The organism is Tessaracoccus massiliensis, from assembly GCF_000826065.2.
GTDB classification, from domain to species: domain Bacteria; phylum Actinomycetota; class Actinomycetes; order Propionibacteriales; family Propionibacteriaceae; genus Arachnia; species Arachnia massiliensis_A.
In genome coordinates, this window is record NZ_LN623543.1 from 998,613 (window position 1) to 1,016,128 (window position 17,516).

General features: G+C 68.5%; 13 protein-coding genes and 2 pseudogenes. 8 read left to right on the forward strand and 7 right to left on the reverse strand.

All coding sequences use genetic code 11. The annotated features are described in order from the left end of the window. The first annotated feature begins 58 nt into the window (after nt 1-58). Nucleotides 59-952 carry an exodeoxyribonuclease III gene (locus BN1186_RS15210; protein WP_040284749.1) on the forward strand — a complete coding sequence of 298 codons (894 nt, stop codon included), beginning with the start codon at nt 59-61 and terminating at the stop codon, nt 950-952. A 108-nt stretch (nt 953-1,060) separates the two neighbouring features. Here the strand turns inward: BN1186_RS15210 and mptB are convergent, their stop codons facing one another. Genes mptB through BN1186_RS15230 form a run of 4 tightly spaced genes read right to left on the reverse strand, consistent with a single transcriptional unit; the run spans nt 1,061 to nt 3,680 of the window. After that, nucleotides 1,061-2,548 carry a polyprenol phosphomannose-dependent alpha 1,6 mannosyltransferase MptB gene (gene mptB, locus BN1186_RS15215; protein ID WP_052460240.1) on the reverse strand — a complete coding sequence of 496 codons (1,488 nt, stop codon included), beginning with the start codon at nt 2,546-2,548 and terminating at the stop codon, nt 1,061-1,063. After that, nucleotides 2,532-2,852, reverse strand: a complete 321-nt coding sequence (locus tag BN1186_RS15220) for a 4Fe-4S binding protein (protein WP_052460241.1) — start codon at nt 2,850-2,852, stop codon at nt 2,532-2,534. The genes mptB and BN1186_RS15220 overlap by 17 nt, the downstream gene beginning before the upstream one ends. Then, nucleotides 2,849-3,301, reverse strand: a complete 453-nt coding sequence (locus BN1186_RS15225) for an NADH-quinone oxidoreductase subunit C (protein ID WP_052460242.1) — start codon at nt 3,299-3,301, stop codon at nt 2,849-2,851. Before BN1186_RS15225 ends, BN1186_RS15220 begins: the two co-directional genes overlap by 4 nt. Beyond that, nucleotides 3,294-3,680, reverse strand: a complete 387-nt coding sequence (locus BN1186_RS15230) for an NADH-quinone oxidoreductase subunit B (RefSeq protein ID WP_040284750.1) — start codon at nt 3,678-3,680, stop codon at nt 3,294-3,296. Before BN1186_RS15230 ends, BN1186_RS15225 begins: the two co-directional genes overlap by 8 nt. Before the next feature lie 59 nt (nt 3,681-3,739). Between BN1186_RS15230 and BN1186_RS15235 the strand changes: the two genes are divergently transcribed. From BN1186_RS15235 to BN1186_RS15265, 7 genes and pseudogenes are all read left to right on the forward strand, one after another. Next, nucleotides 3,740-6,892, forward strand: a complete 3,153-nt coding sequence (locus BN1186_RS15235) for a DEAD/DEAH box helicase (protein ID WP_040284751.1) — start codon at nt 3,740-3,742, stop codon at nt 6,890-6,892. Nucleotides 6,893-6,941: 49 nt separating this feature from the next. After that, a complete protein-coding gene (locus tag BN1186_RS15240) occupies nt 6,942-8,582 on the forward strand; it encodes a hypothetical protein (protein ID WP_040284752.1) in 1,641 nt (546 codons plus the stop codon). 72 nt (nt 8,583-8,654) lie between these two features. After that, nucleotides 8,655-10,529, forward strand: a complete 1,875-nt coding sequence (locus tag BN1186_RS15245) for a 2-oxoacid:acceptor oxidoreductase subunit alpha (RefSeq protein ID WP_040284753.1) — start codon at nt 8,655-8,657, stop codon at nt 10,527-10,529. Beyond that, nucleotides 10,529-11,563, forward strand: coding sequence for a 2-oxoacid:ferredoxin oxidoreductase subunit beta (locus BN1186_RS15250; RefSeq protein ID WP_040284754.1), 1,035 nt, complete (start codon nt 10,529-10,531; stop codon nt 11,561-11,563). The genes BN1186_RS15245 and BN1186_RS15250 overlap by 1 nt, the downstream gene beginning before the upstream one ends. Next, nucleotides 11,560-12,789, forward strand: a complete 1,230-nt coding sequence (locus BN1186_RS15255) for a hypothetical protein (protein ID WP_040284755.1) — start codon at nt 11,560-11,562, stop codon at nt 12,787-12,789. Before BN1186_RS15250 ends, BN1186_RS15255 begins: the two co-directional genes overlap by 4 nt. 19 nt (nt 12,790-12,808) lie before the next feature. Next, nucleotides 12,809-14,755, forward strand: a complete 1,947-nt coding sequence (locus BN1186_RS15260) for a M13 family metallopeptidase (RefSeq protein WP_040284756.1) — start codon at nt 12,809-12,811, stop codon at nt 14,753-14,755. A 215-nt stretch (nt 14,756-14,970) separates the two neighbouring features. Beyond that, a pseudogene (locus BN1186_RS15265) lies at nt 14,971-15,195 on the forward strand (transposase); the annotation flags it as partial. A gap of 122 nt (nt 15,196-15,317) precedes the next feature. On the opposite strand, the gene BN1186_RS15270 reads toward BN1186_RS15265, so the two are convergent. From BN1186_RS15270 to BN1186_RS15280, 3 genes and pseudogenes are all read right to left on the reverse strand, one after another. After that, a complete protein-coding gene (locus BN1186_RS15270) occupies nt 15,318-15,887 on the reverse strand; it encodes a hypothetical protein (RefSeq protein WP_139651146.1) in 570 nt (189 codons plus the stop codon). Next, a complete protein-coding gene (locus BN1186_RS15275; RefSeq protein ID WP_139651148.1) occupies nt 15,884-16,288 on the reverse strand; it encodes a hypothetical protein in 405 nt (134 codons plus the stop codon). Before BN1186_RS15275 ends, BN1186_RS15270 begins: the two co-directional genes overlap by 4 nt. Nucleotides 16,289-16,595: 307 nt before the next feature. Next, nucleotides 16,596-17,339, reverse strand: a pseudogene (locus BN1186_RS15280) (ISL3 family transposase); the annotation flags it as partial. Nucleotides 17,340-17,516 lie beyond the last annotated feature (177 nt).

Below are 17,516 nucleotides of genomic sequence, written 5' to 3' on the forward strand. Positions count from 1 at the left end.
TAACTGAAGGGTTTGGTACCGAGTACGGTTCCAAACCCTTCAGCTAAGCTCCAGCACCATGCGTATCGGGACCCACAATGTCAATGGCATCCGCGCGGCCCTGCGGCGCGGCTATCGGGAGTTCTGGGATCAGACCGACGCCGACGTCGTCGCTCTTCAGGAGGTGCGCTGCCGCGTCGCCGATCTGCCGCTGGAGGCGTTCCACGGCTACCACGTCACGCTCGACGCAGGCACGCTCGCCGGGCGCAACGGCGTGGCGCTCCTCACGAGGGAGAAACCGGTCCACATCCGGGCGCTGTCCAGGGTCGTGACCACCATCTCGCCCGACGGCACGCTCGAGGACGTCGACTCCGAGCGCATCGTGAGTCGCGACCTGGCGCCCTTCTCCGGCGAGGGTCGCTACGTCGAGGCGGACCTCGCCGACGCCCCGCTGCGGGTGGCGTCGCTGTATCTCCCCAAGGGCGCCGCCTGGCCCTACGAGGAGGGCTCGGAGGCCAAGTACCAGCGCAAGATGCGCTTCATGCGCGGCCTCGCCCGCGTGCTCACCGCGTCGCGCCGCGAGGCCGCCGCGCAGGGCAGGGAGTTCCTGGTGGTGGGTGACTTCAACATCGCCCACACCAAGCAGGACCTGAAGAACTGGCGCACCAACCAGAAGTCCGAGGGCTTCCTCCCCGAGGAACGCGACTGGTTCAGCTCGGTGCTCAGCCCCCGCTCGCTCGTCGACGTGGTGCGCCGGCTCCATCCGGACGCCGACGGCCCGTACAGCTGGTGGAGTTGGCGCGGCCAGGCGTGGGCCAACGACGCCGGCTGGCGCATCGACTACCACCTCGCCTCGCCGGGGCTCGCCCAGCGCGCGACCCGGGCATGGGTGGGCCGTGAGGAGACCTACGACGGCCGGATCAGCGACCACTCCCCCGTCCTCGTCGACTACGACGCGGCGCCCCAGGGCTAGACAAGGCCCGGCTTCGAGGAGGGGCCGGGGTCGGGGGAACCCACCCGGTGCACTTCAGGTGCCAGATACGATGCAGCGGTTTCGACAGCGCTCGTAGAACTCGCGGGCTCAACCAGCGGCGGTGTGGGTGTCGTCGGCGGGTTGGCTGAGCTCGTGGGTATGCACGGCCCAGTAGATGGCGCCGAACAGGATCAGCACCATCATCCACATGCCGTTGCGGATGCCGAAGTTCATGGCGTTGAAGCCCAGGAGGATCACCGTGGCGACGATCGCCCAACGCAGGGCACGCGCCGACGGGCGGGTCACCGGGAGCAGCACCGCGCCCCACAGCAGGTACCAGGAGTGGATGGCCGGCGCGCAGAACGCGAACCACAGGAACGAATAGCTGACGAAGTGCAGCGGCCGCTTCCCCAGGTGCTTCAACGCGATCAGCCCGATGCCCAGCACCGCGGCGATGGCACCCAGGCCGCGGAAGACGGAGATCACTGCGCGGCCGGTGGGATCCAGCCCAGTCCAGGTCACGGGGTACTGCACGATGAACCCCACCACCGTGAACGGCGAAACCGTATCGACCATGCCGGGCACGTTGACGGCGTTGATCCAGCCGAAGCCCAGCCCGGTGGAGAGGGACACGCCGGCGAACACCACCACGGACAGTGCCAGCGACACCGTCGCCTTCAGCACCGCGCCCACCGTCGGCCGCCACCGCCAGGACGCCCACGGGCGCACCAGGAACGGCAGAGCCACCGCGACGAGGAAAGCGGGCTGCTTGACGGCTGCGGCCAGGCCCACCACCAGCGCACCCAGCCACCAGTGCCGGAACCTGATCGTGAGCCAGATCCCCAGCAGCATCAGGCCCGTCATCTGAGAGTCGTTGTGGGCGCCGCCGATGAAGTCGATCACCAGAATGGGGTTGAGCACCGCGAACCAACTGGCGGCGGCAGGGTCGACGCCCATCCAGCGGGCGATCCGGGGCACGGTGAAACCGATCAGCACCACGCCGATCAGCGCGGGCACCCGCATCAGCACCGCCGAGAGGTAGGGATCGAAGCCCGCGAAGCTCACAGTGATGTGGCTCAGCCACAGCGACAGCGGCCCGTACGGCGCCGTCGTCTCCCGCCACACCCAGGCCACCTGGTCCGCGTAGTACCCGGGCAGGATGCCGGGGCCGACGGCGTACGGGTTGAGGTGGTTGTGGATCAGCCAGCCGTGCGCGGCGTAGGAGTAGGCGTCGTGCGAGAAGATCGGCGGCCCCACCAGCATGGGAGCGGAGATGATCGCCAGCACCGCCCAGTGGCGCAGCTGCGGCTGGCCCTTGGCCCGACGGCGGGCCGGGCGCAGCCGGAACCACGCCTCGAGCAACAGCATCAGCCCCAGCAGCGTGAGGATGGTGCCGATCCATCGGGTGGTGGGTCCGTCGATCCGCAGGGCGCGCAGCGCATCCCAGATGGGCGATGCCTGCGGTAGGTAGGCGGGGCTCAGTGAGCCCAGTAGGATGCCGAGGCTGCCGAGGAAGCCGAACCAGACGGCGCGCGTGCTGCCCGCCTGCCGGAGATCGGTCCACGCGCGCCTGGCGACGTCACCCGCCGTCGGCATCAGGGGCCAGTTGTTCGCGGTGGTGCAGCAGATCGGCCAGCCGGTCTGCCGAAGGCACGTGCGCGCCGCCCCACTCCAGCGCGTCGGTGGGGCACTGCTCGATGCAGACCCCGCAGTACATGCACAGCGCCCAGTCGATGGCGAACGTGTCGAGCACGTTGTGGGTGCGCGGCCGGGCGCCGGGCGCGGGCACCGTCTGTTCCTGGTGCGACGTCAGCGTGATGCACCACGTGGGGCATTCGCGCGCGCAGATCATGCAGGAGGTACAACGCTCCTCGATGAGGTTGATGGAGCCGTGGATCATCGGGCGCCCTCCACCCCGGGCGGCAGCAGCTTGCGGCGGCCAGGCTCCGACGAGCCCGGCTCCACCGCGCCCGGCCAGGGCTTGGCCTGGCGGGGCTCCAGCAGCACGTCCTTGCGCAGGGGGGCGCCGCCGGCGTGGTGGATCAACGGCCGGTTGTCCCCGCCGTCGAAGGTGACGCCGAAGAAATCGTGGGTCTGGCGCTGCAGCCAGGCGGCGCCGGGAAAGAGGTGTGCGATGTCCGGCAGCCGTGCGTCGCCGCGGGGGGTCCTGGTCACCAGATCCGCCCGCTCCCGGGTCTCCGGGTTCTCCAAAGTGAGGATCACCCGGATCTCGTCCGAGCGGCCGAACTCGTCGACCGCGGTGAGGTTGATCAGCAGGCGGAAGCCTGCGCGCTGCGCCGCGGCGACCTCACCGGCCCATTCCGCAGCGGGGATCTGGTATTCAGCCACGCAGACCCGCCAGGTACTCGTCGAGGGCCGACGGCGGGGGCGGGCAGCCGGCGATGAAGTGGTCCACCGGGACGAGTTCCTCGCCACCCTTCACGACGGCGTACGAATCCCAGTACGGTCCGCCCACGCAGGCGCAGGCCCCGAACGCGACGACGGTGGCGCCCGGCACCTGGTCCAGCGCGTGCCGCACGGCCGGCACCATGGGCGCGGTGAGGGTGCCGGACAGCGTCACAACGACGCGGGCCCCGTCGGGGATCGACGCGGCGTCCACCTCGGGCCGTGCACCGGCCGCCGACTGCGACTCCAGCGCGCAGCAGGCCAGGGGAACGTCGACGACGAAGATCTCGCCGTCGTCGAACCAGTCACGTGCCTTGAGCATGCCCCAGAGTCTAGACCGCTCGGGGATTGTCAGCGTGGCCGACTAGACTCGCCCGAGCGATGACGACGACCTACCCAGACTGGGTGCCCCGCCTCACGGATGCGGATCTCACTCTCCACTTCGGCGCACCCACCGTGGCGCGTGGGGCGCACTATGCCAACCTGGGCCGCGTCACCAAGATCCAGACGGCGGGCCCACTGGCCACGGCGCAGGTCCGCGGCAGCAACTTCCGGCAGTACCACACCAGCGTCACCCTCAACCGGGGCGTGCTGACGGCCACGTGCAGCTGCCCCATGCGAGCCGACTGCAAGCACGCCGTCGCCCTCATCCTCAGCATGCGCACGCCCGCTCTCAACCGCCCGCAGACCTCCTGGCGCTCGCTGCTGCAGCCGCTCATGGACAAGCCGACCGTCACCGACGGCGCCCCCATGGCGCTGATCTTCGGCGAGGACGGCGCCGAGCTCGGCCTCACCCCGGCCCGGCTGGGCGCGCGGGGCAACTGGGTGCGTTCCGGGGTGACCTGGCCGGAGATCGTCCGCGGGCCGGCCAACCTCAGCCCCGCCCACCTCGACGCGGTGCGGGGCATCCTGGAGGCGCGCGACCTCTCCCGCGGCGCGGCGCACTGGTACCCGCAGGTGTTGCAGTTCAACGACCTGGGCCCCAGCATCTGGGAGGCCCTGCGCAGAGCCGCCGGGGCCGGTGTCGAATTCATCCCCGGCACGTCCGCCTCGGGCCGTCAGATGCCGCAGCCCACCATCCCCGCCAAGCCCTTGGAGCCCACGCTCCTGGTCCGGCGCGACGACGGCGGGCTGAGGCTCGTCCCCGCGGTGCTCGACGGCGAGGTCGCCGTTGAGGTGACCGGCCGCGGCCTCCTCGGTCGCCCCGCGCACGGCGCCACGTTCACCCGCGGGGACCAACTCGTCCTCGGCCCGCTCTCCCGCACTCTCGAGCCGGCCGAGCAGCGGGTCTTCTCCCACGGGCCCCTCACCGTCCCGGAGCACGAGGAGGCCACCTTCGCCGCCGGGTTCCTCCCCCAGCTGCGCAGAAGGCTGCCCGTGCAGGTGGCCGACGGCGTCGCGCTCCCCGAGCCTGAGCCGCCCGCGCTGCTGCTGCAGGTGGATTTCACCGACGACGCGGCCACGCTCGCGTGGGGTTTCCGCTACCGCGTGGGCTCCACCGTCATCGACGTGCCGCTGCACGCCCGCACCTCAGAGCCGCATCCGCGCGATTACGGCGCGGAAGCCGAGCTGCTGCCGCTGGCGGCCAGCCCGTGGCTGCCTCCGCTGAGCCAGCGCCGCCCGGAACTGACCACGCTGGCAGGCCGCAACCTCATCGGGTTCGTCACCGAGACGCTGCCGCACCTGCAGGACAGCCCGCTGGTGGAGGTCGAGACTACCGGCGAGCCCCGCAGCTACCGCGAGGCGGACGAGGCCCCCGGCATCGAGCTGAAGGTCACCGAATCCCAGCAGGACGACTGGTTCGACCTGGGCGTCGATGTCACCGTCGGCGGCGAGCGGGTGCCCCTCGCACAACTGCTGGCGGCGCTCACCGCGGGGGAGGACCACCTCGTCCTCGATTCGGGGGTCTGGTTCTCCCTCGAGGTGCCGGAGCTGGCCCAGCTGCGCGAACTGCTCGACGAGGCCAGCCAGCTCATCGAGCATGACGGCGACACCATCCGCCTACGCCCGGAGCACGCCGGCCTGTGGGACGAGTTGGTCTCGCTGGGCGTGGTGGCCGAACAATCCGCCGCGTGGCAGCAGGCGGTGGGCGGCCTGCTCGACCCGTCGTCGCTGCCGGAGGTCGCCGCACCCGTGGGCCTCGACGCGGAGCTGCGCCCCTATCAGGACACCGGTTTCCGGTGGATGACGTTCCTGTGGCAGACCAGGCTGGGCGGCATCCTGGCCGACGAGATGGGCCTGGGCAAGACCCTCCAGTCGCTGGCGTTCCTGCAGGCCGCGCACGAGCGTGGCGAGCTCACCGCACCGGCCCTCGTGGTGGCCCCCACCTCCGTGATCGGCACGTGGGCGGCGGAGGCGGAGCGGTTCGCGCCGGGCCTGCAGGTGGTGCCCATCACCGAGACACGGAAGCGACGCGGCACGGAGCTGGCCGAGGCCATCGAGGGCGCGCACCTCGTGGTGACCAGCTACACGTTGCTGCGCCTCGAGGAGGAGGCCTACCTGGGCCAGACCTGGTCCGCGGTGCTGCTCGACGAGGCCCAGTTCGTGAAGAACCACGCGTCGAAGGCGTACAAGGCGGTGCGCAGGCTGCGGGCGCGGATGAAGGTGGCCCTCACGGGCACGCCGCTGGAGAACAACCTGATGGACCTGTGGTCGTTGCTGTCGATCACCGCGCCAGGACTCTTCCCGGATCCGAAGGCGTTCACCACGGCCTTCCGCAAACCCATCGAGAACGGCAACCGGGAGATCCTCGCCCGCCTCCACCGCCGCACCCGCCCGCTGATCCTGCGCCGCACGAAGGCGACAGTGGCCGAGGAACTGCCCGACAAGCAGGAGCAGCTCGTGCCGGTGCAGCTCACGCCGCCACACCGTCGCCTCTATGACAAGCACCTGGCGCGGGAGCGGCAGAAGATCCTCGGCCTGGTGGGGGACCTCAACCGCAACCGGATCGCCATCCTGCGCTCGCTCACCATGCTGCGCCAGCTCAGCCTCTCCCCCGCCCTGGTCGACAGCAGCTACCCCGCCGCCTCCGCCAAGATCGACGCGCTGCTCGAACTTCTCGACGAGGCCCTGTCCGAGGGCCACCGGGCGCTGGTGTTCTCCCAGTTCACCGGATTCCTCTCGCTGGTACGCCAGCGGCTCGACGCGGAGCAGATCACCTACGAGTACCTCGACGGCCGCACGCGGGACCGGGCCGAACGCATCTCCAACTTCCGCACCGGGGACGCGTCCCTGTTCCTGATCAGCCTCAAGGCCGGCGGATTCGGGCTGACCCTCACCGAGGCGGATTACGTGTTCATCCTCGACCCGTGGTGGAACCCCGCGGCCGAGGCCCAGGCCATCGACCGCACCCACCGCATCGGCCAGGACAAGCCCGTCAACGTCTACCGGCTCGTCGCGGCAGACACCATCGAGGAGAAGGTGGTGGCGCTGCAGGAGCGCAAGCGCGCCCTGTTCGACGACGTGGTGGGCGCCGGCTCAGACACCGCGGCGCCCATGACCGCGGCAGACATCCTGGGCCTGCTCCGCGAGTAAACGGAGCACTGTTATCCTGCAGGGGCACTGACTCACACAGGGGGGAACAATGAAACGCACCAGGGCCACACTGCTCGCCGTCGTGATGATGTTGGGAGGGTTCCTGCTGCCAGGGTTGTCCGCGCAACAGGCATCAGCCCTTGACGTCTACATCACGCCGGGCACCCACACTCTCAACGGACGCCAGTGGAAGACGGAGTGCTCGCGCTACTCCTCGACCATAGAGCGGTGCCGCACGGAGATCTTCGCCACGCAGATCACCCGCGACGCGGCCGGAAAGTTCACGCAGTCCAACGGCTGGGCGTTCAACAACCTCACGTACAAGCCCGTCGCACACTCGCTGTGGGGCGACAACCCCCTGGCGAACCCCGGCGAGTGGACCGAGGGCGGGCGCCAGTGGCGCACCGAGTGCGGCACTCCGGCGACGGGCCGCGACGGCTGCCGCAGCTACATCTACGGCACGGCGTACACCGCCGCGGGCGGCACCATCAAGGCCGTCAACCAGTGGATGTTCAACAACATCGTGCGCGTCAACCCCGGCACCATGAAGCTCGGCCTGGAAGCCGATCCCATCAAGCAGGCGCCCCCGTTCCTGAACGGGCGGAGGTACTTCACGCTGGGCAACATCATCACCATGCCTCCCGCCAACGGTGAGGCCCGAGGCACGGGCAGGCTCAGCCAGATCGAGCTCGATCCGGGCGGCAAGCTGGGCACGTTCAAGGAGAGCTACTGGAGCTTCGACTGGGGCATGGCCGTCGAGTCCGATTACCCGGCGTTCCGCAGCTCCATCGCCAACCGTCCCACGGGCTGCCTGATCAGCGCGCAGGACAACGCGGACCGCGCCCGGTTGGGCCTGCCAGCGCTGCCGAACAACACCTGCGACATCCGCGCCGCGCGTTCCTTCAACGCCGCGCCCACCGTCCGCTACGGCACCTACGACTACAACACCTCGGGCGGCAACAAGATCCGCCTGTTCTGGAACGGGACCAACCTCACCGAGACGTATCTCGACGCGAGCGGCCCCGGCGCCGCGCACAGCGAGCTGCGTCTCTCCGCGCACGGCCACCGCGGCGCAGCCAACGCTCTGGGCTTCATGTTCGGCTCCAAGAAGGCACCGTCCGCCGGTCGCTCCCTTGTCCCCGAGACGCAGAAGCAGCCGCCGTGGCTGCCGCCCCGCTCAGTCAACCCCGCCAACGTCTCGCAGTCGCTGTTCCCCACCAGCGCGGGCGGCGCCGACAAGACGCTGTGGCTGCAGAACCTCGGCAAGCAGGACCTGCTGCCGGTGCGCCAGTCGTTCCAGTTCCGCGACTACGTGGCCATCGGCAACGGCGGGTGCATCGTGACCAAGCCGGAGTTCCGGGGCCGGGTCTCCCCGTCGGGATGGCACTCCTACATGTGCCCCATGGCGGATAACGGCAGGATGGTGTGGAACCACATGGCCGCCTCGCTGGTGGCTGAGGGCCATGGCCTGTGCGGCATCGGCCAGTGGGACGCCTGCGTGGCGGCCAGCCCCCGCACCACGACCTACGCGCTGCCGGCGCGTGCTGGCGGCCACGTGTACAACGCGCTGCAACTGATCGACGACAACGGCAAGCTCGCCGCAATCGTCGGCCTCGAGACCAGCCTGTACAACCACAAGGCCAGTTCGCAGTCCGCGCTCGCGCTCTTCGCAACGGTGAGCCCGGGCTAAGCGACGAATCGGGAGCCGCTTCGCGTCCGTCCTACAATGGGGCGGACGTGAAGAAAGAAGGTCTCACGAACTGTGACTCAACAGCGCTCCCTTGATCGGGTCGTGATCCGCTTCGCCGGCGACTCAGGCGACGGCATGCAACTCACCGGTGACCGGTTCACCGCTGAGACGGCGTCATTCGGCAATGACATCGCCACGCTGCCCAACTTCCCAGCCGAGATCCGCGCCCCCCAGGGCACCTTGCACGGCGTCTCCAGCTTCCAGCTGCACTTCGCCAACTTCGACATTGTCACCCCGGGCGACCAACCCGACGTGCTCGTCGCGATGAACCCGGCGGCGTTGAAGGCGAACCTGAAGGATCTGCCCAAGGGCGGCGTCATCATCGTCGACACCGCAGATTTCACCCCCCGCAACCTCAAGAAGATCGGCTGGGCCACCAGCCCGCTCGACGACGGCACGCTCAGCAACTACTCGGTGCACGCGCTGGACCTCACCGGCCTGGCCACCGCCGCCGTCGAGGGCTTCGGGCTCACCCGCAAGGACGCCTCCCGCACGAAGAACATGTTCGCGCTGGGCCTGCTCAGCTGGCTGTACTCACGTCCGGTCGACGGCACGCTGCGCTTCCTCGACGAGAAGTTCGCCAGCAAGCCGGACATCCGCGACGCCAACATCGCCGCCTTCAAGGCGGGCCACGCCTACGGCGAGACCACCGAGGCGTTCGAGGTCAACTACACCGTGGCCCCGGCCCCGGTCCCGGCCGGCCGCTACCGCCAGATCTCGGGCAACCTGGCCACGGCCTACGGCCTGATCACCGGCGCGCACAAGGCCGGCCTGCAGCTGTTCCTGGGGTCCTACCCCATCACGCCGGCCTCGGACATCCTGCACGAACTCTCGCGCCGCAAGGACCTGGGCGTCATGACGTTCCAGGCAGAGGATGAGATCGCGGCGGTGGGCGCAGCCCTCGGCGCCTCGTTCGCGGGCTCGCTGGGCATCACCACGACGTCGGGCCCCGGCATGGCGCTCAAGTCCGAGACCATCGGCCTGGCGGTGATGACGGAGCTGCCGCTCGTCGTGGTCAACGTGCAGCGCTCCGGCCCATCCACCGGCATGCCCACCAAGACCGAACAGGCAGATCTCCTGCAGGCCATGTACGGCCGCAACGGCGAGTCCCCCCTGCCGGTGTTGGCGGCGAAGTCCTCCACGGACTGCTTCGACACCGCGCTGGAGGCCTGCCGGATCGCCGTCAAGTACCGCACCCCGGTGATCATGCTCTCCGACGGCTACCTCGCCAACGGGGCCGAGCCGTGGAAGCTGCCGGATCTCAGCCAGATCGAGCCCATCGAGCCGGGCTTCGCCACGGAGCCCAACGGGACCGACGCGAAGGGCGCGGCCACCTTCCTGCCGTACCAGCGCGACGAGGAGACCCTCGCCCGCGCCTGGGCCGTCCCCGGCACCCCCGGGCTGGAGCACCGCCTGGGCGGCCTCGAGAAGGCCGATGGGGCGGGCCACATCTCGTATGATCCCGACAACCACGAGCACATGACACTCACCCGCCGGGCGAAGCTGCGCGGCATCGCGCGCGACATCCCGGATCTCGTGGTCGACGACCCGGACGGCGACGCCGAGGTGCTGGTGCTCGGCTGGGGCTCAACCTACGGCCCCATCACCGCCGCCGCCCGCCGCGTGCGACTCTCCGGCCGGAAGGTGGCGCTGGCACACCTGCGTCACCTCAACCCCATGCCGGAGAACCTCGGCGACATCCTGCACAGCTACCGCAAGGTGATCGTGCCGGAGATGAACCTGGGCCAACTCGCCGTGGTGCTGCAGGCCCGCTACGCCAAGGCCATCACCCGCTATTCCCGCGTCCGGGGGCTGCCGATCTCGATCAACGATCTCGAGGTCGACCTGGCAGCCGAGATCGACGCCGCGCTCGAGGAGGACAACTGATGTCGGGTCTTGCTGGAGTTCCGCTGAGCCTCGAACCCCTCGGCAAGAAGGACTACACCTCGGATCAGGAGGTGCGCTGGTGCCCGGGCTGCGGTGATTACGCAGTGCTGTCCACCTTCCAGTCCATGATGGGCACCCTCGGTATCAAGCGCGAGAACACCGTGATCATCTCGGGCATCGGCTGCTCGTCCCGGTTCCCCTACTACGTCGACACCTACGGGATGCACTCCATCCACGGGCGCGCGCCCGCCATCGCCACCGGCGTGGCCATGTCCCGCCCGGATCTCAACGTGTGGGTGGTCACCGGCGACGGGGACGCGCTATCCATCGGAGGCAACCACCTCATCCACACGCTGCGCCGCAACGTGAACCTCACCATCCTGCTGTTCAACAACCGGATCTACGGGCTCACCAAGGGGCAGTACTCCCCCACCTCGGAGCTGGGCAAGGTCACCAAGTCGACGCCGTACGGCTCCGCGGACCTGCCCTTCAACCCCGTGACGCTGGCGCTGGGCGCCGAGGCCACCTTCGTGGCCCGCACGATCGACTCTGACCGGGCGCACCTCACCGAGGTGCTCAACGCGGCGGCCGCCCACCGCGGCACGTCGTTGGTGGAGATCTACCAGAACTGTCCCATCTTCAACGACGACGCGTTCGCCACGTTGAAGGGGCCTGAGGGCCTGCTGATCAAGCTGGTCGACGGGGAGCCCATCACGTTCGGGGGCGGCGAGTTCGCCGTCGTCCGTGGCGCCGACGGTGACATCCGCGTGGCGAAGACGGCCGAGGTGGATGAGGCCAGCATCGTGGTGCACGACGAGACGCGTCAGGATCCGACCCTGGCGTTCGCGCTGTCGCGCCTCACCGAGCCCGGCGTGCTGCGCCAGGCCCCCATCGGCATCTTCCGGCGGGTGGAACGGCCCAGTTATGATGACCTCGTCCGGGACCAGATCGGGTCCGTGCAGGCCGAGGACGCCGAGGCCGCACTCGCCTCCGTCCTGGCCGGGCCGGATACGTGGGAGGCAGGTGCGGGATGACGGACGGGCAGTCGGGCTGGCAGCCAGCCATGCTGCCTGACGGTCCCCTGTCCCCCAGCACGCCCGTGCGTCCGCCCAACCCGGACGCACCCCCACCGCCGACCACCGAGCGGTTCGACGCCGTCGGCATGCAATCGGTGCTCACCCGTGCGCGCGACCAGAGCCGGTTCGTCGCCCCGGAGATCGAAGAGGAGCGCCCCCGGCGCCCGGTCCCGGTGCGCGGCTTGTTGTGGGCCGGCATCGCCATCCTGGTGCTGGGCATCGCCATCGGGGTGGTCTATGTCAACCAGCGCGCCACCGGCCACGATCCCGACACCATCTACAAGCCTCCAGTCGCCTCCGCCACCGCGGAGGTCGTCACGGCGCAGACGCCGCAGGAGATCGTGCGCGAGTACTTCGACGCGTTGAGCTCGGGTTCCCTGGACCGGGCGCTCGCCATGGGCGAGACCGGCGGCAACGGCTCAGAGGACCTACTGAACGCGGAGGTGTTCGCCCGCGCGCGCGAACTGAGCCCCATCACGGATGTGGAGATCCTGGAGTCCAGCACCACCGCCACGGAGGTCCCGGTGCGGTACGTCATCGGCGGCGAGCCGTTCGAGACGGTCATCCCGCTGGTGCTCCTCGACACGGGCGAGTACCAGTTGGCCCGCACCACGATGACCGTCGAGTTCTCCATCCCCGGAGGCGAGAACCTGCCGCTGCTCGTCAACGGGCACCGCGCGGATCAGACGCAGACCTATGAGGTGGTGCCCGGCTCCTACGAGGTGAGCACGGGGCTGCCCTTCGTCGACTACGCGGCCACCAGCCACCTCCATGTGGTCTCGGTGTGGAACAGCGAGGTGCGCACCGTCAACGTCACCCCCACGCTGACCGACGCCGGCCTCATCGCCCTGCAGGACGCCGCCCGCCGCTCGCTCGAGGCCTGCATGGCCTCCGGACGGCTGGCCCCAGAGGGCTGCCCGAACGCGGCGCGGGCGGCCGGCAACCAGAGCGTCTCCAGCGCGAACTGGCGCCTCACCAACAACCCGTGGACCAGCGCCTCACCGGCCTTGATGGCCGACGACCAGAGCATCGCCCTGATGCGGGTGCAGATCTCGACAGCGCTGGATGTCTCGTACGCCAACGGCTCCTCCAGCAGCGCCCGCCCCCAGTTCAGCGCGGAGGTCCGTGCCATGATGCTGGGTTCGGATCCGGCCGACATCGACGTGACCTGGGCCACTGCCTGACGCCGGTAGGCTGGCGGGTATGACCGATGCCATCGCCTTCGAACACGCTGATCCCTCCGTCCGCCCGCAGGATGACCTGTTCCGCCACGTGAACGGCACCTGGCTGCGTACCGCGCCCATCGAGCCGGACCAGTCCTCCGCGGGCGGCTTCATGGACCTGCACAACGCCGCAGAGCTGGACGTGCGCGCCATCGTCGAGGAGCAGCAGCAGGGCGACCCCGGCACCGACGAGGGCCGCATCGCCGCGCTCTACGCGTCATTCATGGACACCGACCGCATCCAGGAACTGGGCGCTGAGCCGCTGCGCCCCATCCTCGACGCCGTCGCCGCCATCGATTCGCCCGCCGCATTGGCCCGCCACCTCGGCTGGTCGCTGCGCCACGGCCTGAGCCCGCTGGTGCACCTGTATGAGGAATCAGATCCGGGAGATCCCTCGCGCTACGCGGTGTTCGCATCGCAGGGCGGCCTCGGGCTGCCGGACGAGGCGTACTACCGGCTCGACGAGCACGCCGAGATCCGCCAGCAGTACCTGGCACACATCACCCGGGTCTTCGAGCTGGGTCAGGTGGACCGGCCGGAAGAGCAGGCGCAGGCCGTACTCGCCGTCGAGACGGAGATCGCCTCGCACCACTGGGACCGCGTCCGTACCCGCGACCTGCGCGCCATGTACAACCCCACCTCGTTCGACGACGTGGTCTCCGCCACGCCGGGCTTCGACTGGGAAGCCTACCTGGAGGGCGCCGAGATCCCCCGCGAGAAGCTCGCCGAAGTCATCGTCAGCCAGCCGTCGTTCCTCGAGGGTGTCGCCCCTGTGCTGGTCTCGGCCCCCATCGAGACCTGGCAGTCCTGGGCCCGATGGAAGGCGTTCTCAGGCCTGTCGGCGTACCTGTCGGACGAGTTCGTCGAGGCGCGCTTCGACTTCTACGAGAAGACGCTAGCGGGCAACGAGGAGCAGCGCCCCCGCTGGAAGCGGGGCGTCGCACTCGTGGAGGGCGCCCTCGGCGAGGCCGTGGGCCGGCTCTACGTGGAGCGACACTTCCAGCCCGAGAAGAAGGCCACGATGGACGAGCTCGTGGCGAACCTCATGAAGGCCTACGAGAACTCCATCACGAAGTTGGAGTGGATGACCGACGAGACGCGCGCCGAGGCGCTGCGCAAGCTCAGCCAGTTCACCCCGAAGATCGGCTACCCCGTCAAGTGGCGCGACTACTCGGCACTGGAGTTCAGCGCGGATGACCTCGTGGGCAACGTGCTGGCCGCCAACTCCTTCGCGCTGGATTACATGCTCGAGCGTATCGGCGGCCCCGTGGACCGCGACGAGTGGCAGATGTACCCGCAGACGGTCAACGCCTACTACCACCCGCTGCGCAACGAGATCGTCTTCCCCGCCGCCATCCTGCAGCCGCCGTTCTTCAACGCCGACGCAGATGACGCGGTCAACTACGCCGCCATCGGCGCGGTGATCGGCCACGAGATCGGCCACGGGTTCGACGACAAAGGCAGCACCTGCGACGGCGACGGCCGGCTGCGCGACTGGTGGCAGCCGGCGGACCGCGAGGCCTTCGAGGACCTCGCCAAGCGCCTGATCGACCAGTACGACGGCCTCTCCCCCGAGGGCGTCGACGGCACCGTCAACGGCGAGCTCACCGTCGGTGAGAACATCGGCGACCTCGGCGGCCTGGGCATCGCCTACGACGCCTGGCTGCTGGCCGGCGGGGACCCGAACGGCGAGGAGATCGACGGCCTCACCCCGGCGCAGCGCTTCTTCACCGGCTGGGCCCAGGCCTGGCGCGGCAAGCGTCGCCCGGAGGCGATGAAGATGCTGCTGGCCACCGACCCGCACTCCCCCAACGAGTTCCGCTGCAACCAGATCGTGCGCAACCTGGACCCGTTCTACGACGCCTTCGGCGTGTCCGAGGACGACGACCTCTGGCTCGCCCCCGAGGACCGGGTCACCATCTGGTAGCCGGTCCCTGAGCCAGCCGCCCGCGGCTGGTCGAAGGGCGCTCAGCGTGGCTAGGGCCTGAATCGAAAATCGCCCGTCCTTCACTTCGACCAGTGGGTGAGTCCCTTAACGTGGTGGCATTCCTGATGGTCTGATCGGCGAGTCCACGGACGAGCGATGGGCCATCGGGGATGCTCTATCCGAGAAACGACCAAGTAACTCTGAAAGGACTACCGATGACCCATCATGACCAGTCTGCCCTAAAGACCTTGATCAGTGAACTCCTCGATACCGGCCCTGCCCTGAAACGAGGCGAGGCTCAGCGCCGCTTGTTGGAGGCCGCGATGCAGGATCTGACCGAGGCCGAAGTCACTGCCCGGATCGGGGCGGGCCGCTACGAACGCAACCCCGAGCGGGTCACCCGCCGTAACGGCACCCGTGAGAAAGAAATCACCACACCATGGGACTTGACCGCCGAGCCCGCAGCGATCTATCTCAGTACATGCCAGATGCCCCACAGCAGCTAGCGTGTGGGGCATCTGGCTCTCTGGCGCCATCATTCGGCGGACAGCGCGTCCGCTACTCAAGACCCAGGAGTTGGCAACTGCTGGAGGTTGGGCATCTGCTGGAAACGAACCATGTTGTTCAACAGCCAGCCGGTGGTCCACGAGTAGGTGCGGGTACCGTCGATGACTTGGGAGTCGATGAACGATGCCTTCACCCAGGTGCGGCAGCCGTTCCCGCCTGTCGCGGCGGTATCGCATTCGGTTCGCCACTCGCGTCCATCGGGCCCGGTCCAAGCCCCGGAGTTGGCCAAGGGGTTGGCTCCCCAATCGGCTCGTGACATCGAGCCAACGTAGGTGAGGTTGTTGAAGGCCCATCCGGTGGACACCTTGTACTGATTGTCCTCGAAGGTGACAGTGGTGGCCCAGATGTCTGTTCGGCAACGATGGGTCTGGGAGTAGGGCTCGCACAGCGTCGACCACTGGCGCCCGTTGACGGTATGGCTCCCCTCCGTGATGTACGGGTCCACCGGTTGGACGGTGGGGGCTGCATCCGCCTGATCCGTCGGAGGGCGGTCATCTGCCAGAGCGGGGGACAACCCTCCGACGGTGAAGATGGCACCAATGGCTACTACTAATCGCAATCTCATCGGGAAAAACCTCCAATAGCAGCGCCGGGATCATAAACCTTGACACCTTGGACCCTGGCTACAAAGATCTCGCGTGGCGGGGGAGGTGCGCCCCCCGGGGGAACGCCACACGTTCTGTCCGGGTATCCGCCTGAGACCATCGCGTACCCGTTGGCGGTGCCTGTGGCAGCATTCGCCTCTGTGTCGATCGTGACACGTCCATCAACTCCGCCTTTTTCAAGGTGGGTCACAACATCGTCTCGATAGTCACGAAGCTCGGCCAAGGAGCGCTTCTGCGCGACCAAGTGCAGGCCAAGTTCTTCGTCATCAAGTCCAGCATCACGAAGTAGCGACGAAGCCCGGCCCTCGTCTCCTTCCTTGAAAAAGACAGTTAACTTGGAATAGTCAAGGGAGTACTCCATGCCAGCGAAGACTTCCGGAGCGCTCTCGATCAGGCTCGACAGGAGCGGCTCGGCTGCGAGTTGAGCGTCTGACGGAACCGCCGAGGCGACTGTGCGCGGGTCAGCAGGTCCGCTGTCTGCAGCACTTGGAGCTGCTACTGCCGCCAAAGATAGAGATGCCGCGAGTAAGACGGCAGCAGACGTCAACGTACCCGGTGGCCTTGGATGGGGGGGGAAACCACGTTGTTTCATGCCGATATATTAGCATCCCTAGCGCGCGAAAGTGGGCTGACAAGACATTCCAGGCTCTTCGGACTTGGGCGTGGGGTCAGAGGCGTAGACCGCCGCCGATGAGGAGCATTCTGAGGCGGTAGTTGTCGGGGTTACGGAAGCCTCTGGCGACGCGTCGGGCGAGTTCGATCAAGCCATTGATCGCTTCGGTGCCGCCATTGCTGGCGCCGCCGGTGGTGAAGTAGCCCAGGAACGCGTCTCTCCACCGGTTGAGGGTACGGCCCAGGCGGGCGATCTCCGGGATCGGACACGTCGGGAACGAGGCGAGGATCTTCTCCGCGACCTTCCGCCCGTCAGCAGGACTCGACTGGTGATAGACCGAACGCAGGTGTTGGGCGCAGTGCCAGGCGACCTCGACTTCGACGTGCCGGTCATCGGCGGTGAACGCCGCGTCGAGCCGGGTCTTCTGCCGGTCGGTGAGGTGCTCCTTCCCGGCACGTAGGATGTTGCGGATCCGGTAGAGCGGATCGTTTCTGCGGCCGCGGTGGCCGTGGATGTCTTGCTGGACGCGGCGGCGGACCTCATCAACGGCAGCCGTGGCGAGCTTGACGACGTGGAACGCGTCGAGCACCGCGATGGCGTCTTCCAACTGGTCGTCGATCGCGTTCTTGTAACCGTGGAACGGGTCCAGCGTGGCGATCTCGACTCCTTTGCGGAACACGTCGCCGCGGTCCTTCAGCCACGACGTGTAGACCTCGCCGGAGCGGCCCGGGACCAGGTCCAGGAGCCGGGCTCGAACGCGTCCATCCTTGTCGCGTGTCAGATCGACCATGCCGGTGAACTCCTTGGGGCCGCGTCCGCCCTGGTCGACGGGCTTGGTCGAGACGTGATGCCAGTTGGGTCGGCCTGGGGCGCGGTGTCGGGATTGCTCCCGGTCCGTTTCCCCAGGCCGCCCGCCGAACCGGACGTGCGACTTTCACCGCATCCGGCTCTCCATGAGAGAGGGCTGGTTCAGCTG

What these genes read in the sequence shown, in the direction of transcription:
- BN1186_RS15270 (WP_139651146.1), bottom strand. Translation starts at nt 15,887, where the DNA reads ATGAGATTGCGATTAGTAGTAGCCATTGGTGCCATCTTCACCGTCGGA.
- BN1186_RS15220 (WP_052460241.1), bottom strand. Translation starts at nt 2,852, where the DNA reads ATGATCCACGGCTCCATCAACCTCATCGAGGAGCGTTGTACCTCCTGC.
- BN1186_RS15235 (WP_040284751.1), top strand. Translation starts at nt 3,740, where the DNA reads ATGACGACGACCTACCCAGACTGGGTGCCCCGCCTCACGGATGCGGAT.
- mptB (WP_052460240.1), bottom strand. Translation starts at nt 2,548, where the DNA reads ATGCCGACGGCGGGTGACGTCGCCAGGCGCGCGTGGACCGATCTCCGG.
- BN1186_RS15240 (WP_040284752.1), top strand. Translation starts at nt 6,942, where the DNA reads ATGAAACGCACCAGGGCCACACTGCTCGCCGTCGTGATGATGTTGGGA.
- BN1186_RS15255 (WP_040284755.1), top strand. Translation starts at nt 11,560, where the DNA reads ATGACGGACGGGCAGTCGGGCTGGCAGCCAGCCATGCTGCCTGACGGT.
- BN1186_RS15260 (WP_040284756.1), top strand. Translation starts at nt 12,809, where the DNA reads ATGACCGATGCCATCGCCTTCGAACACGCTGATCCCTCCGTCCGCCCG.
- BN1186_RS15275 (WP_139651148.1), bottom strand. Translation starts at nt 16,288, where the DNA reads ATGGAGTACTCCCTTGACTATTCCAAGTTAACTGTCTTTTTCAAGGAA.
- BN1186_RS15210 (WP_040284749.1), top strand. Translation starts at nt 59, where the DNA reads ATGCGTATCGGGACCCACAATGTCAATGGCATCCGCGCGGCCCTGCGG.
- BN1186_RS15230 (WP_040284750.1), bottom strand. Translation starts at nt 3,680, where the DNA reads ATGCTCAAGGCACGTGACTGGTTCGACGACGGCGAGATCTTCGTCGTC.
- BN1186_RS15250 (WP_040284754.1), top strand. Translation starts at nt 10,529, where the DNA reads ATGTCGGGTCTTGCTGGAGTTCCGCTGAGCCTCGAACCCCTCGGCAAG.